Annotated in this window: 13 protein-coding genes; 12 read left to right on the top strand and 1 reads right to left on the bottom strand. The window is 51.6% G+C overall.

Annotation, left to right across the window (positions count from 1 at the left end; translation table 11 throughout):
• The first annotated feature begins 95 nt into the window (after positions 1-95).
• The 12 genes from HJG54_RS22670 to HJG54_RS22615 all read left to right on the top strand — a co-directional run bounded on the left by HJG54_RS22670 (position 96) and on the right by HJG54_RS22615 (position 15,346).
• Positions 96-3,833: a CAAX protease gene (locus tag HJG54_RS22670; protein WP_316431522.1), complete on the top strand. Its 3,738-nt coding sequence runs from the start codon at positions 96-98 to the stop codon at positions 3,831-3,833.
• Positions 3,834-3,920: 87 nt separating this feature from the next.
• Positions 3,921-4,106 (top strand): hypothetical protein, encoded by a 186-nt coding sequence (locus tag HJG54_RS22665; RefSeq protein ID WP_316431521.1) that lies wholly within the window; start codon positions 3,921-3,923, stop codon positions 4,104-4,106.
• A 165-nt stretch (positions 4,107-4,271) separates the two neighbouring features.
• Positions 4,272-5,327: an AI-2E family transporter gene (locus HJG54_RS22660; protein ID WP_316431520.1), complete on the top strand. Its 1,056-nt coding sequence runs from the start codon at positions 4,272-4,274 to the stop codon at positions 5,325-5,327.
• A gap of 535 nt (positions 5,328-5,862) precedes the next feature.
• Positions 5,863-8,466 carry a C45 family autoproteolytic acyltransferase/hydolase gene (locus tag HJG54_RS22655; protein WP_316431519.1) on the top strand — a complete coding sequence of 868 codons (2,604 nt, stop codon included), beginning with the start codon at positions 5,863-5,865 and terminating at the stop codon, positions 8,464-8,466.
• Positions 8,467-8,489: 23 nt separating this feature from the next.
• Entirely contained in the window at positions 8,490-9,008 is a 519-nt protein-coding gene (locus HJG54_RS22650) for a DUF3124 domain-containing protein (protein ID WP_316431518.1), read from the top strand.
• Positions 9,009-9,248: 240 nt separating this feature from the next.
• Complete coding sequence (locus tag HJG54_RS22645) at positions 9,249-10,220, top strand: YihY/virulence factor BrkB family protein (protein ID WP_316431517.1); 972 nt, start codon at positions 9,249-9,251, stop codon at positions 10,218-10,220.
• A gap of 157 nt (positions 10,221-10,377) precedes the next feature.
• Complete coding sequence (locus tag HJG54_RS22640; RefSeq protein ID WP_035998765.1) at positions 10,378-10,581, top strand: DUF751 family protein; 204 nt, start codon at positions 10,378-10,380, stop codon at positions 10,579-10,581.
• Between the two features lie 99 nt (positions 10,582-10,680).
• Complete coding sequence (rbfA, locus tag HJG54_RS22635) at positions 10,681-11,094, top strand: 30S ribosome-binding factor RbfA (protein WP_316431516.1); 414 nt, start codon at positions 10,681-10,683, stop codon at positions 11,092-11,094.
• Entirely contained in the window at positions 11,091-12,746 is a 1,656-nt protein-coding gene (locus HJG54_RS22630; RefSeq protein WP_316431515.1) for a glycoside hydrolase family 3 N-terminal domain-containing protein, read from the top strand. The genes rbfA and HJG54_RS22630 overlap by 4 nt, the downstream gene beginning before the upstream one ends.
• A 138-nt stretch (positions 12,747-12,884) precedes the next feature.
• Positions 12,885-13,574, top strand: coding sequence for a hypothetical protein (locus tag HJG54_RS22625; RefSeq protein WP_316431514.1), 690 nt, complete (start codon positions 12,885-12,887; stop codon positions 13,572-13,574).
• A gap of 382 nt (positions 13,575-13,956) precedes the next feature.
• Positions 13,957-14,751, top strand: a complete 795-nt coding sequence (locus HJG54_RS22620; RefSeq protein WP_316435656.1) for an alpha/beta fold hydrolase — start codon at positions 13,957-13,959, stop codon at positions 14,749-14,751.
• A gap of 154 nt (positions 14,752-14,905) precedes the next feature.
• Positions 14,906-15,346 (top strand): hypothetical protein, encoded by a 441-nt coding sequence (locus HJG54_RS22615; RefSeq protein WP_316431513.1) that lies wholly within the window; start codon positions 14,906-14,908, stop codon positions 15,344-15,346.
• Between the two features lie 139 nt (positions 15,347-15,485).
• Here HJG54_RS22615 and HJG54_RS22610 read toward each other — a convergent pair whose 3' ends face one another.
• Complete coding sequence (locus HJG54_RS22610) at positions 15,486-16,148, bottom strand: Crp/Fnr family transcriptional regulator (protein WP_316431512.1); 663 nt, start codon at positions 16,146-16,148, stop codon at positions 15,486-15,488.
• Positions 16,149-16,425 lie beyond the last annotated feature (277 nt).

Genomic DNA, 16,425 nt, shown 5'->3' with positions numbered 1-16,425 from the left:
GTTTCCACGCTATTCCCATCGTATAACTGGCCCGAATTCCGAATTTGTATTACCTTACCCTTGCCTGATCAAAGGATTGACCCAGGAGACTGACCATGCCTGATCCTCTATTTAACTCCCTTGGCGATCTGCTAGGTGGAGCCTTCCTGCTCAGCCAAGATGCCTTCCGCACCGTTGTCAGGTTACCGCAGGGCCAAACTCTGGCAATTCTGGTAGTATTGCTGGCCGGTCTTTCCCTCGCCATCGGACAGAGCATTATTCTGTTCGTTAACCAAATCAAGCCGCTTCGGTTTGTGTTCAGCCTAGTGTTGATGGCGATTCTGTTCGTGTTTGGCTTTCTGTTTCTGGTGTTCAGCACCTGGTTGGTTGGTTGGCTGCCCGGATTCGCGCGGCTGCCGTGGGGATCATTGGTGCGAGCATTGGGGTTAAGCTACGCGCCCTTACTGCTTAGTTTTTTGGGAGCAATGCCCTATGCTGGCGTGCCGATTTTGAATTTGCTTTCGGTCTGGCATTTGCTGGCGATGGTCGTAGCCGTGAGCGCCCTGACGCCCCAAAATCTCTCCAATGCTGTAGTCTACGTGATGTTTGGCTGGGTGATGCTTCAGCTCCTCAAGGGCACGATTGGCCAGCCGATTGCCAATTTGGGAGGCCGCCTGATGCGCCGGGTGGCTGGGGTGGATGTGGTCAGTCAGCGTTCCCAACTCAAGCAATTGGTGGATGCGGGACTGGAAACGCGAATTGCCTCAGCAGGAACCCCTTCGTCCAGTACAGCGGGCAACTCAGCGTTCGCTACGTCCTCCCAATCATCCGTCCTGCCATTTGAGAACAGCTCAATCGTCTCATCCTCAGGAGTGGCGGCTCTAGAGATACCAACTAAAGACACCGAGACCATTGGTATTCGCCTAGAGCACGAGTTCCAGAGGATTCCCCAGGTGATCCGGCTGGGGTTGATCCTGCTGGGCATGATTGTGCTGTTTATGGTCGTGGTGGTGCTGCTGCGTCCGGTGCGGGATAGTTTGTTTATCTGGCATGACAGTCTGCCCCGCTTTGTGCGCTGGGTGTTTGATCTGAGCTGGATCGGGATTGTGGCGCTGATCTTTGCCGGCTTGCTGGCTCCGCTGGAAGCACTGGGGTGGTGGGCCGGCTGGTACGGTGATGAGGTGGAAACGGTGTCGCTAGAGCCGTCGGTTGACCGGATCTCTAGTCCAGTCAGTATCGAGGATCGCCCGTCTCGCTATGTCGTTTACATGGATGGCGTAGGACAGTCGGGCGAGGAATACACGCCGGATATCGTGGACTTTCTGACCGCCTTGGCACCTGCCTTACCGAAGGATATGGCCCTGGTGCAGGGGTTGATGCTCTACTCGATGGGAAACCGCTCGCTGCGGGAAAATCGGCCTCTGGCGTGGCTGTGGCGAACGGCGGACCGGATGCGCTGGGCCAATCCAATGGCGGTCTTGGGCTTACTGGTGAATGTGCGGAATGCGTGGGCGGTCGCGGTGTCAGCCGATAAGCGCTATGGCCCCATCTACAATCAGGGGATTGCTCAGGTGGTTTATGACGGCTTGCTGAAACACGGCTACCAGCCCAATGACGGCACTCCCATCACAATGATTGGCTATAGCGGCGGTGCCCATATGTCGGTAGCAATTGCGCCTTACCTGAAGCGGGTCTTGGGAGGCAACATCCAGGTGATTTCCCTGGGTGGCGTGATGAGCGCCAACAATAACTTTCTGAAGCTAGAGCACCTTTACCATCTAGTGGGCGAAAAGGATGTGGTGGCGGCACTGGGGCCAATTCTGTTTCCCGGACGCCGAAAATTCTTTCCCCTGTCCTACTGGAACCGGGCGATGCGGAAGGGCAAAATCACCGAGATTAATCTTGGTCCGATGGGGCATCAGGTGCCGGGTGGCATCATGGACCCCAAAGCGTATTTGCCTAATGGGGAAAGCCATTTGCAGCATACGATTGGCGTGATTCTGTCTATCCTGGAGGGCCAGCTAGTGGGAGCCACCCCAACCCGGCCCCGCCAGCTCAGCAACTACGAACTCTACAAACAAGCTGACTTCAACAACTACACCTACTATCCCTTAACGCAGACGGTGGATCCGCAGTGGTACCGCCCGCTTGGCGACTGGATGGGACGGCTGATTTTACCCCAACCCGCAGAACGGCGTCAGTTGCGAGGCGTTTGGTTCGAGGTGCATCATGTGCCGAAGGGATACGAATCGCTAATTGGGCAAACTGTGGCGCTGCGCTGGACAGAAATCCCAAGTGTCAAACAACGAGTGCGAGCCGTCACCCGCGATGTTAACTTCAGCGTCGATGCCGAATATTCTAGCCAGTATGGTGGCAGCATTCACCCAGTACGGCTGAACCACTGGCAGCAGGTCGGCCCGCTAGAGTCGCTGGCTGGCTCCCATCCGACAGATGATTTGATTGTGATGTTGGCGGGAGAGGTGGAAGTGAGAGAGTCAGGAGTCAGGAGTGATGCTGGTCGGCTTTTTGGAACGGCGCTGTATACCCGCCATCAGCCGGTTGAGATTACGGGCCGCTACTATGGTTTGGTGCGGTTTGAGGCTCCAATTAGCGGCACAGATCGGTTTCAGGTGCGGCATTTCAATGCTAGAACTCGCCAGTTTGATGGACCAACAGAGGTGGTGCGGCTGCCGCAGGTGGTGATGGCCCAGTGCTATGGCAGCTATCCGTCTACCACAAATCAGTTGGAGCAGTCTCCGTTTAACGAAGCCGGATGGTACATCTATGGAGCCAAAGATGCGGCGGGTTACTTTGTGGTGCAGTCGTTGGGTCCCCGCTCGCTGTTTCGGCTCGATCCCGACCGGGTGGTGTTTGGCAACAAGGCATCTTATCGCTACATTCGGCGCGAATCTTGGGCGGATGCAGTTGCGCAGAAGGGTAAAGTTGCTTCGGTGCTGTGCGTTGGCAATCGGCAGATCAAACAGATCCGGCCTGCGATTGACGATTGGAAAGTCGGTGACCGGGCGCTGTTGCTGCATGTTTACGGCGGCATTGGCGGCAACAAAAAGGAGCCAGCAGCAGCCACTCCCATCTTTTTTGGCCATTTTGCCTACGGATTTGCCACGGTCGTTCACGATCCGCTCAGCGGTGAACGGCGATTTGAGATTCAGTATTACCAGGTCTATACCCACAACACCGATGGTTTAACGGCAGGAACGCTGCATTGGTCTCGCTATATGGGCGACCGGCAGTTTGGCTGGCTAGGGACTCGCCCCGTTTGCGACATTCTGATCAAGTTTGAGCCGTTTACCGGCTACTTCGACATCAACGGAACACGGGTTTCGGCACTTAATCGAATGCTGAACCAACTCGAAGCCATGACCGCTCGCTATCGGACTGGGGACGGCACCGGCGCTACCTATGTCGGACCAGCCAATAACTGCGCTCAGGATGCGAATCAGGCTCTATTTGCCAGTCTCCGCTCGCTTTCTGAGTCGATTGAGGAACATCAAACCCTGCTGCAAAGCTGGTTAGCGGATAACCCGGCTCAAGCCCAGCGCTATCAGCAGCTCTTGAAGCTGAAGGACACACTGTACCAGCGCTTGCAAACGTTAGGGTCTCCCCGTTCCGATTGGGAAAGCAATGAATTTAATTTGGGCACCACGCTAGAAGACGAGCCACTGCGCAACCTCTGGATGGGCCTCAGCAGTTGGCGGACGCTGCTACCCCGCAAAGCCAGCGACACGGTGGTGCAGGTGTTTCTAGAGCAAGGAGCCTCGGTTTGGGTGCTGCGCACGAACCAGGTTGGTGGCTACGACCCGGATATTGAACCGATTGCACCGATGACGCTTTAGAGGCATTCCCTTGGCCCAATGTCAGGTGAAAAAGCCACAAGTGATGAACAAGTAATGAATAAGTGATGAACAAGTGATGAACAAGTGATGAACAAGGCAAAACTGCTAGGAGTCAAACCGATGGTGAACCCATTGCCGCAGATTACCACCGTCCCCACCGATACTTGGATTGCCGCTGACTGGGAAGACTTTCTCACTTTTGCCAACGACCCAACGCTGGTCAACGGTAGATTCTATTACAACCAGGGCTATATGGGGATTGAAATGTCTTGACTGGGAAGTTCGCATGGACGCGATAACACTGTAATTCCATTGATGATTAAATTGGTGATCAATCTATATGCTGCCATCAATCGGATTCCAATTTTGGGATGAACCAATACATCCTTTAGAAAGACAAGCATTCAAGAAGTTTAGATTTATGCACTACTATTCACTATGATTCCACCACTTCCTCAGCCATCTGCTCGATTGTGGCAGAATCTAAATAACTCTATCCTTCTACGCTACATCATGCTATTTGGCTGTGGTTGGATCACGGTTATTCTGATCAATTACTTCTACAGCACCATTGCCCTATTCACAGCCGCCGGTATTTTTGCAGCGTTGCTGAATTATCCGGTGGTTTGGTTGTCGCGTTATATTTCTAGAGGATGGGCGATCACTATTACGTTTCTAACCACCATTGCGCTTTTGCTGGCTCTAGTCACCGTTGTAGGGCTGCAAGTGTTGAGTCAAGGGCAGGGGTTAATGAGTCAGCTCACAGCGGCTCTGGCACAAGGCAGCATCGTGCCGTTTCAGGATGTCTTCCAGCTAGACATCAGTCAGATTATTAGCACCCTACAATCGGGTTTAACAACAGGCTTGTCCATTGCGCGAGGTATCTTTTCTGGCGTATTTACTAGCATATTCGGCGCAGTGATTAGCCTGTATATGCTAATTGATGGCGGTAAGCTCTGGCAGGGCTTCCTCAAATTTATTCCCGCTGATTCTCGGCAGCGCTTTGCCACGATTTTTCAGCGTAGTTTTCTCGGCTTTTTGCGCGGTCAGTTGCTGCTGATGCTGTTTTTGTCCAGCACCACGCTCATGATCTATCCATTGTTGGGCGTCAACTATGCTTTGCTTTTGGCCGTAATTGTCGGGCTAATCGATGCGATTCCCGGCATTGGAGCCACCTTGGGCGTCACGGTTGTGTCATTTCTGGTGCTGGCAGCGCAAGGCCCTGCGATTGCCCTGCGAGTCGTGATCGTCTCGGTTCTGCTAATTCAAATTCAGGACAACTATGTGCGCCCTAAAGTGATGGGCAATGCATTGGAATTAAATCCGGTCCTGCTATTTCTGGCGCTATTTATTGGGCAACGGGTAGCGGGGTTGCTCGGCATCTTTCTCTCAATTCCGATCGCTGGCATGATCGTAGCTTGGATGCAAGCGGCAGAGGAGACAAAGACGCTGGCCGCCACCAACACTAACACCCAACCGCTAGAAAACGCATGATTGATTTGATGACCTGCGCTTACGCTCAAACACCACTTGACTGTTTCAACTTGACTACTCAACCGCACAAAAGGGCCATAAATCTAAGAAACTGTTTGTAAATGAATTGTAAGAAACTAGAAGCGGCTCTCTGCCTGATCCTCCCTAACCCTCTTTAAGGCTACCGTGTACACCGATCTCGATCGCGAATCAATGCAAGGGGTCGATCCCCCTAAATCCCCCTTATCAAGGGGGACTTCAATCCCTGATTGGTATGGGCTGCGTCCAGGCTTCGCCTCCGGTTCCCCCCCTTTATTTAAGGGGGGTTGGGGGGGATCTTCTAAGGGGGGTTGGGGGGATCTTCGACTTGTGTAAACACCGTAGGCTTAAACAGGAGGGAACCTTAGGCGAAGCCTGTGCGGAGCATATACCAAATCTCTGAAGTCCCCCTTATTCTACGCCGAAGGCGCATCTCCGCAGGGGTTTAGGGGGATTCAGGGGGATCAATCCTTGTTTACAAACAAGCTCTAAAATAATCTAGAATTTGAAATTCAAGATGATATTCCTTAGCCTACTCACTATTTTCTTCCGCCTTACTACTCGCCTCAGACGCTCAGGCATTTATTTATTGATCGGTCTGGGACTCAGTCTGTTGTTTCTGATTGCTCCTGTCCATGCCTCAACAACCGTTCTGCTGCAATCTCGCGATCTAAAGCTGCCGGTTTCCTTAACCGAACTGCAAGCCTTTGTAGCAGATCAGGACACCTCACCGGCACTCCAGCAGTTTTGGCAAGACAGCGAACAGAAACCAGCCGATGTCAAGCGCTGGCTAACGACCGAAATCACCGCTCCCGAACAATTCCAGGCAATTTCGTCTGACTTTACCCTGCTGCAGATCAACAAAATTGTCGGCGATTCCTTGGGGCGCGAGGATCTGGAACCACTGCGACTGGCCTTTGCCAAAACCTTCAAAACCGATCGCTCTTTTTCGATTCTCGAAATTCTGCAAAACTATCCCAGAGGTGAAGTGCGGCTAGAAGTCAGCCGATTAGGTCAAGTTTATACCGACGTGAATTTACTGGTAACGCGCATTGAACCAATCTTGAAAACAGCAGAAGCCTTGCTTCCAGAATTAGTCTGTGACTGTAATATTGCCGTCAATACAACGGCTAATACTGAATCTAATACTGAATCTAATACTGCTGCTGCACCTCCAAACCCAGCTCAAGCGGCAAACGCGGCCACTCGCGATGCCATCCGAAACCGCCTGCCTGGAAACGAAGCAACGCCTAGCGGAACGACTCCCTCTCTGCTTGCCCCGCTCACCAATCGGCTCAGACCCAGCACCACACCAGACTTAGCCAACAAACGTCTGGTGATTCAGTTTGGGCCACTGGGCCGCTCAATGTCGCTGCAAGAGCTGACTCGCTTTGCCCAAACTGGTGCACTTCCCAGAGGTTGGCAATTCTTCTTCAACGTAGCCGGAGTGAATCCAGAAGCCGTGCGCACGGCCCTCAAGCAGGAGGTTACTGTCAGCCCCAGCTTTTTGGATAAAACCCTGAATAACTTACTGGGTGAATTTTTGCTCTACCAGGTCGGGAAATACCTGCATACGCCATCCAAGACGGCCAATATTCAAGCCCTGCGAGCCGCGAGCCTATTCGCCGCCAATGACAACCGCCTGTCGCTGCTGGAGATTTTGCAACAGTATCCGACCCGTGAGGTTCATCTTGACGGGGTACGACTGGCCCGCCTTGGACGCAATGCCAGCCGCTTTCAAGCCAGTGGCGGTGTCCGGGGAGCCGTCCTCAGTCTGGAAGATTGGCTGGTGGAACTGCAAGCTTCGGCTGCTGAAAATCTCTGTACCTGCGATCCAGATAGCGCTGCGGAAGTAGTTCTGCCGCCTGCTCCCACAATTTCGCCCGACCAGATTGCCCAATTTTTACCTCCTAACTGGCAGCCGGTTGCACCCCATCGCCAAGACTACGGCGTGATCAAAGTCGTGTGGTTGCAGGGTAGCCCCTATGAGATGGGCTATCAGCATGGACAGTACCTGCATGACGAGATCGCCTCTCTGGGCAGCGACATCATTGGGGCACTTCGATTTGCCGGCAGGGGGCTGGCCCTCGGTCGGTTGTCTGCCCTGCGCTCCTATCCAGAAAAAGTAGAAGAGTGCCGGGGTTTGGCCGATGCAACGCAAGACATTGGCATGACAATGGACGCCTGCCTCGTGTTGGCCTATGGCGATGTCTATCAGGAAATTTTTGCCAGCACGCTGCCCGATATTCTGTTCTGGGATGGCTGTAGCCAGTGGGTTGCCACCGGAGAAGCTACCATGGATGGCCGCCTCTATCACGGCAGTACGCTGGATAACGACCAAAAACCGATCAACTACATCATTTACAATCCAGTTGTGTTTATCCGCCAGCCCAACGACGGTTTGCCCCATGTGTTTATCACCTATCCCGGTGTGGTTTGGCCCAACTGGGGCTTGAATGTGGCCGGTATCACTCTGGGACTCGATACAGTCCATCCCGGCCCCGGTGAACTGTCGATGCATGGGCGCAGCAATGTGCAAATTTTGGGACAAGTGCTCAAAACGGCCACGAGCTTTGCCGAAGCCCGCCAGATCATGGAAACCCAGCCCCGTGTTCATGCCGATTTGGTGATGATCACCGACGGCAAATCCAGGGAAGCAGGTGTGTTTGAGTTCACCGGCAGAAACCTGGGGGTGCGAGAACTCCAGGAGAACGATGTCCTCTATGTCACCAATCACATCGTGCTGGAAGAAATGTTTGACCGGCAGCGCTTCCCGATCAGCGAATCGAGCCTCACCCGCTTCAGGCGATTTTCCCAGCTCATGGAACCCGATGGCATTAGCTCGCTCTATGGCAACCTCGACCCAGCGGGGATGGTGCGCATCGGACGGGACCGGGTCAATCCCGATACCTTAGAAGTCACTCCCCTAGAGGTCTTTGACGACGATGCCAGTCCGGGTGGCAACGGCTCCCTGCGACAGGGACTCTACGATCCAGATAAACTGCTGCTCTGGGTGGCTGGAGGATCGCCGCCTGTGCCAGAGAACCCATTTGTCTGTTTCTCGCTGGGAGAAATGCTGAACTTCCCCAATTCGGCTCGCTGCGAATCTCCTGCTCTTTAATGCGCTTTAATCGCCAGCCTCCTATGCCGTTCATTCTCCGGTTTTGGTTTGTGCTCACCGTCGCCTGCCTGACGGCCTGTACTGCTGCTTCGGGGCCACCCCCACCCGCTGCGGCAGACCTGAAGGTGGTCACTCTAGACGACAGCGTCAAAATTGTTGCCGGTCAAACTCTGTATGTGCCGGTCTATGCCTACATCTATACCGGCGAGCAAAACCGCACCTGGGATCTAACCGCCACCCTGAGTGTGCGCAATACCGACCAAACCCATCCCATCATTATTCGCTCAGTCGATTATTTTGCTGGCAACGGTACACTCGTGCGCAACTACCTAGAACAGCCGGTGGAACTCAACCCGCTTGCCGCCACTGAATTTGTGGTCGCTCAAGCCGACAGAAGCGGCGGGGTGGGAGCATCGTTTGTGGTCGAGTGGGTGGCGCAAACAACCGTTTCTGCTCCCGTGGTCGAGGCGGTGATGATCAATACGCTTGGCAATCAAGGATTGTCGTTTGTGAGTCCGGGGCGGGTGATTAAGAATCGGTAATACTGGAGGGAATATTAATTCTGCCAGCGTTTGCGTAGAGGCGTTTTGGCAAAACGCCTGTACAATCCAGATTTTGGCAAAACGCCTGTACAATCCAGATTTTGGCAAAACGCCTGTACAATCGGAGGCATTTTGCCAAAACGCTGTACAATATAGCATTTCAATTAGGGCATTTAGTCAGATTTGATATTGAGGTCACTGAGTCGAATTTGTTCCAGTAATCGCCCTATTCCAGCTTCTATGCTTCAATTTCTCCGCACCAAAATTTTGCCTTCAAAACCCGCTCAGCTCCTGATTCAGGCCGGAATGAAGTGGGACCGGGACAACTGCCCTGGAATGGCGGCTTCGTTGTCCTATTTTGCGCTCTTTTCTCTGTTTCCGCTGCTGCTGCTGATTGTCAGCGTGATCGGTGCTTTAATTGGCCCCAACACCGAAGCCTTTGATGCGATTCAAATGAATGTGGAGCGATTTCTGCCACCGGAAGTGCATGATTTGATCAAAGGCACCGTGATTGCTCTGAACCAAAACAGCGTCGGAGCGGGCATCGTTGGCTTTGGGTTTCTGCTGTGGTCAGCCAGTGCGGTATTTAGCATCCTCCGGAATTCGGTTAACCGGATTTGGCAGTCACCCAGTCGGGCTTCGGAAACGGGTTCGGTGCATCGAATGGTGCTGTTTTTTGTGATGAACAAGCTGTTTTCGTTTCTGCTGGTGCTAGGAACCGCCTTGCTGCTGCTGACCTCACTGCTGGTCCAGATTGCCATCAAGACGATCCTGGAATTAGTCACCACCTTCCAAGAAACCTTTGCTTTTCTTCAGATCGATGAACTGCAATTGACTCGTGGGCTTCAAACTAGCTCGTCACTGTTGATTCTGGCGCTGGCAGCCTGCATTTTGTTTAAGATTTTGCCAATGGTTTATGTGAGCTGGGGCGATGTTTGGCTGGGGGCGTTGCTGACCGCTTTGTTGCTGGTTGGGTTGCAGCAGTTGGTCAGCAATAGCGTGATCACGATCGGCAGCCGGTTTCTGTCCTATGGCGTGATTGGTAGCGTCATGATCCTGCTGCTGTGGATTTTTCTCACCTGTCAGATTTTTCTATTTGGCTGCGAGTTGACCTATGTGTATGCCTATTTGTTTGGCAGCCGTCGCAACCGACCGATGCCGTCCTGGAACGGCTCCGAACCCCAAAGCAGCTCTGCCGAACGAGGGGTCTAATCGGGGGCCAAAGATCACACCAAAACTCACTGCCGATTGGAATGTTGTCCTTTACAATAAAACGAGACCCGTCAAAGACGAGACCCGTCAAAACCCAGCCCAGCCAAACCATTTCTAATCCACCCAGAGCCTATTTACTGCTACAGATCAGATACCAATGGAAGAGTTTTTTAATAACGTTTCGCGCTATCCGCGCTATTTAATTTCCTTTTCGCTAGGGGTTTTTCTTACTGCTCTGAGTCCCCTTTTGCCTCTGTTTAGACGGCCCTCAACTGCTATTGTTACCGTGGCTGCTCTAGTAGCATTTCTATTCTTTATTGGTTTTACCCTACGCGCCATGCTGGGGTTGGATGCAGTCTAAGCAATTGTACTAATACCAATATGTCCCCAGATTTTGGGTAACTTATTGTCCCAGATCAGGGCTGACAGCACGCATTTGTTCAATCAGAAGGAGAGTCGTATGGCTACAGATCGTCGCGTGGCTCGCGTGGCCGAATTAATTAAGCGGGAAGTTAGCCAGCTCCTCTTCTCCGGGATTAAGGATGACCGCGTCGGTATGGGCATGGTCAGCGTCACCGATGTGGATGTTTCCGGAGATTTGCAGCACGCCAAAATTTTTGTCAGTATCTACGGCAGCGAAGAAGCGAGAGCCGAAACAATGGCGGGTTTGAAGTCGGCAACCGGCTATGTCCGCAGCGAACTGGGTCATCGGATTCGCTTACGCCGCACGCCCGAAATTGTGTTTCTGGAAGACCGCTCGATTGAACGGGGCACTAAGGTACTGTCGCTGATCAACCGCCTCAGTCAGGAACGCAAGCCGGACGATGAAATAGGTGAAACCAGCGAACAAAGTAGCCCGACGGATGAACCATGACCCCACTTCCGGACTGGCAGTCACTTTCACTAGCTCAGCAAGTTGCCCAGATGGTGATTGTCCGCGCCTCTGGGCATTTGTTTGATCACCAAATCCAGTATCCGCTCTGGGAACCTCCCGCAGCTCGGCTGAAGGGTTGGCTGCATGATCTGGGCGTGGGCGGTGTGATCTTACTGGGCGGCAGTGCGGCAGAGGTGGGCTTACGCACACAGCAGCTTCAGAGTTGGGCCAAGCTTCCCTTGCTGGTAGCTGCCGATGTGGAAGAAGGCGTTGGGCAACGGTTTGCGGGCGCAGTCTGGTTCCCACCCCCAATGGCGATTGGCGCGATTGCTGCACAGGATTTGGACCGTGCTCTAACCTACGCCAGCCAGATGGGAGCCGCGACTGCCCAAGAAGCTTTGGCGATTGGGATCAACTGGGTGCTGGTGCCGGTCGTGGATGTCAACAACAATCCGGCCAATCCGGTGATTAACGTGCGAGCCTGGGGCGAAACGCCGGAAATGGTCAGTCAGCTCACGGCAGCCTTTATTCGGGGTGCTCAGCAGTATCCGGTGCTGACGGCGGCCAAGCACTTTCCCGGTCATGGCGATACGGCTGTCGATTCCCACCTGGAACTGCCGTTGATCAACCATGACAAAACCCGCTTAGAAACCGTAGAACTCCCTCCCTTTCGCTCGGCGATTGCGGCTGGCGTCGATGCGGTGATGACGGCCCATTTGCAGCTTCCGATCTGGGATCCAGAGGCTCCGGCTACTCTGTCTCGCCCAATTTTGACGCATCTACTGCGGCACCAACTTGGCTTTGCGGGCCTGATTGTCACCGATGCGCTGGTGATGGGCGCGATTACCCGCCAATATGGGGCCAACGAAGCCGCGGTACGGGCTGTGGCCGCTGGAGCCGATGTGCTAATGATGCCGGCTGACCCAGAAGGGGCGATCGAGGCGATCTGTGCGGCGATAGAAAGCGGACAAATCCCAATCACTCAAATTCAAGCATCGCTAGAACGCATCTGGCAGGCCAAGCAGAAAGCGCAGCCCTTATCGGACGGAGACACCAGCCACGCTTGGGAACAGCTGCCGCCGCCGCCAATCCAGCTGGAGCAGCTAGCCCAACCCCAAACCATCGCCACCGTAGAAGCAATTCTGCGGGATTCCCTGCGTCTACATCGTCCTCATCCTTCCCGCTTAGAGATCTCCGCTCCAGCCCGGAACCTGATTCTCGTGGATGATGCGCTCAACTGCACCTGCTTGAACCGTCAGGCTCCTGCGATTACCATTCCATCCCAGCTCGGCTATCACTTGCAGGTGGTAGACAGTTACACGCCAGCCCATCCAGATTCACTCCCCAATGAACCTGCTCCTACTCTGCTCCAGCTTTTTATTCGCGGCAATCCCTTTCGCAGCAGCGCCAGCTTGATCCAGCTTGCTGAAGATTGGCTGCAATCTTTGCTGCATACCGACCAGCTTCAGGCACTTGTAATCTACGGCAGTCCCTATGTGATGGACCACATACTGACCCGGTTTCAGTTCGCCCCAGATATTCCCTACGCCTTTTCTTATGGACAGATGCCCACTGCTCAGGCCGTGGCGCTAGAAGCACTGCTGGGAGATTTGCAGACCGAAAGCACTGGCGGACGCGAATTTACCGATTAGGACAGGCTCATCTGGGTAGAAGATCATCCAGCTTTAACTTTGATCGAGTCAGCACCTGATGGCTTCACACGCTCTTTCACACGGGGGTCACCTAGGATTGTGTCAACGGTCAGCAATTTCATGAAGAGGAAATGTACAGTGAACGCTGACTCTATAGAAGACAGTACCAGTTTAGACATGGTGAATATGAAGAACGAGGAAGTTAATATGATCGGTGTTGACGCCTTAGTCAATCTTGCTGACAAACTTGGCATCATAACAGCTGTCAAAGATAAATTAATCAAACGTCCTGATCCTGCCGCAGATAAGTTAATAACGGCATTAGAAGAATTAGCAAAAGTATTTGAAGCCCTTAACTCTGAGATGTCTAAATATTTGTCTGTCACCTTCTATGATGGCCAGGAGTTTAAAGAAAGGGCGGAAGAACGAGCACATCTTGTAGAGCTTGAAGGGGGGCAGATTAGCGCACGTATGGCACGGGCTCGCGGCCATTGCAGGAAAATTATCAACATCTATGACAAATACCTTGTCACTTGGTTCGATAATGTCCTTTCCCAGGAAGAATCGCAGAAGATGCGAGAATTGTTCGAAGCCCTTGCCGAATCTGATGCTCACATGATTGCCGCGATTGATGAAGTTTCCTTTTGGTTATCTCGACAGGCAGAGGAAACCTTAAACATGGTAGATAATGGAGAATTCGATAAAGCAGATAGAAAAGTGAAAAAGGCGAGAATAGAAGTTTTAAGCAAGCGAAAGACGATTGCGCAAGCGCTGACCACTTTATTCGATCTACAATCTGAATTCATCGGAATCTCAGGCGTAGTATAAGCGCTGAGTAAGGTGAACGTTATCTTTAATTAGGTTTACCTCGGCTTTGTGGCTGAAATATCATAAATTGCTGCCTGACTTGAGCCAGTAGAAGTGGCTGAGGATAACAGCCTAGAATCTCAAATTTCATCTGCAAAATTCCTGTTTAATTCCTTACAATTCAGGTCTTATCTTGCAGATCTGCTGGATAATCCTGGCATGATGTTTATCGAGTAGATCTAAAGTAAAGGCTGTGATTAGCAGATTGAGTCAGTACTCTCAAAAACGGAAACAGTTACTAACTGTCGCAATAGCAGTTGTTGCACTCGCTTATTTGTCAACCTGCTTATTTCTACTTTTGCGGCAGCGTTATCTGATTTACCGCCCTGCCTCAGAACTGTCGATGCGACCTGACGCCTCAGACTTCAACCTCCCTTACAAAGATGTCTGGATACCCATCACGAATTCTCAAGCACAACTACATGGTTGGTGGATTCCGGCTCCTACTAAACAGGAAAACTTTTTTCTCTTACCTAATGAGCCTACAAACATTCTTTCCTCTTCTAAAGTGATGTTGTATCTTTGTGGAGTTGGCCGAAACATGGGAGATTACAATTATCTGGCTCGCGTGTCAGCCTTTCGGCAGTTAGGCTTTTCGGTACTCGTGTTTGATTATCGAGGGTATGGTCTGAGTAAGGGCGACTTTCCGAATGAGTTGCAGGTTTATCAGGATAGCCAAGCCGCTTGGAATTATCTGCGAACTGTGCGCCAGATCCCGCCTGAGCAAATCTTTATTTATGGCGAGTCCCTAGGAGGAGCAATTGCCTTGGACTTAGCAGTCAGGCATCCAGAAGCAGGTGGGTTAATCATGCAAAGTTCGTTTACCTCAATGGCAGAGGTTATTAGGCGCAGAAATTTTCTGCAAATTTTTCCGGTTGGTCTGCTTCTAACTGAGCAGTTTGATTCGCTCTCCAAGATTCGATCACTCCGAGTTCCTGTTTTGTTTTTGCACGGAAGTGCTGATTCGGTTGTTCCATCAGAAATGAGTCAACGATTATATAATGCTGCTCCCGAACCAAAACAATTGTTTGTGATCTCTGGTGCTGACCATGTGAGAATTTATCAACCTGGAGAGCAATCCTATCTAAAAGCCATTCAGAGATTTGTTGAGTTAGCGCAACTGCAAAACACCAATTAATCATCTAATCGTTCTAGTGCAGCAAATTAAACGAAACTGCTTGTGATATTGCAAACATATTGGCAATCCCTCGCTAGAACCGTTAGCTAGTTCATATACATAGAATATCTAGAATGTGAAAGTCTATCAGCAGTCAGTGAATATACCGAAATATATGAGTCGCAGCCGTGATCAATGGATAAAACGTTACCGTACTGCGTTTTTGTTATTTGCTATTTTAGTTTCTGTACCGGCAGCATTTTTATTTTTAGTTAGCATTAGCAAACTGAGTATTCCCCATCTATTGTTCTGGGGCGCTGTGCTTTTGGTTGTATGGGGAAGTTATTTAGGTATTAAACAGAACAAAAAAATTACGTTTTGGCTTTCCTTGCTGCCCACAACCGCTCTCTGGCTACTGCTGCTCGCAAGAACAGTGCAGAGAATTCAATTTGTTGTCGCAAATGGGGGAATGGAAAGAGCCGATGGTTATGGGTCTCCGCTTGCATTTCTGGTTGGTTTAATTGGCGAGCAGCTATTTTTTTTGCCGTCATCGCTAGTAGTAGTCATCGGTTGGCTGATTGTTTATCAGTCATTTAGCACTAGAAGCTCAAGCTAACTTTTACTACACCGAACTGTTAAGCGCAAAACGACTGATTAAGCCCCATTGATGCTGAGTGCAAGACTACTTGTTGTCCTGCTTCATGATCGGCAAAAAGGGCTTATAAAAGCATGTTTTCCAAGATGCTATGAAGCCATCAATGCCCAGAGCTAATCGCGCCATTTGTTCTCCCCATCTGGTGAGGTAGCACAATATGACGGGTGCTATCGACAGTCAGCCAACCCTCTTCCTGCAGCTGGCTCAGCAGACGAGTTACCGTGACGCGAGTTGTGCCAATGGCGTTCGCTAGCTGTTGATGGGTTAGTCGGATGCCAAGACGAGTTCCGTTAGCGGTAGCCGGCTGGCCAATTTCCTGTTTCAGCAACAGCAACAGGTGACGCAGCCGATCCTCAACTCGCCGGTAGCCGACCATCGCCAGCACAGCTTCGGTTTGTTGCAAGCGACGCGTTAGATGCCGAAAAATACTCTGAGCCAGCATGGGTGACTGTTCGATTTCCGCCATCGTCAGGCGCATCAAATCAACATCAGTGAGGGCAGCAGCCTGATAGGGACGAATCAACGAGAGCGGCAGACCAAACGGCATCGAAGGGCAAGCCAAACCAAGTAGCGCTTCATCACCACTGTCGTATAGGGTTCCGAGCTGCACTACCCCGCGACAGACAATCAAAACCTCGTCGGGCAACAGGCGTATCGGCTGACCGCTCTTGTAGGGTTGTAAAGCTCGACCTCTGTAAAGCTCCTCTAAGATTTGACGTAGCTCAGGCTTAGAGTTCGCTTCCAGGGTAGCAGTATTAAGCATGGCGATCACAAGAGTTAAGGTCTGACCACCACAATAAAAGCCTCAGCTAAAGGGGGGGTAATCACTGGGTTATGAAATAGTCATACCAAGATTAAGTTTTAGTTAAATAAGTTGCTGATTATAACGAATACTAGAGAGAAGTAAATTAGGAAGATGAGTCGAATGCGAAGTAGGGTCTGTTATGCAGTCCTCTAGCAAGTCAGCAGAATTGGACAAAAAAGAGAGGTGATCTAGTGATGCTAACGTCTGATTGGCACTATGAGAGCATTTACTGCGA

This window comes from Leptolyngbya sp. NK1-12, from assembly GCF_032598965.1.
Taxonomy (GTDB): domain Bacteria; phylum Cyanobacteriota; class Cyanobacteriia; order Elainellales; family Elainellaceae; genus Elainella.
This window is presented reverse-complemented; position numbering and strand designations above follow the sequence as displayed.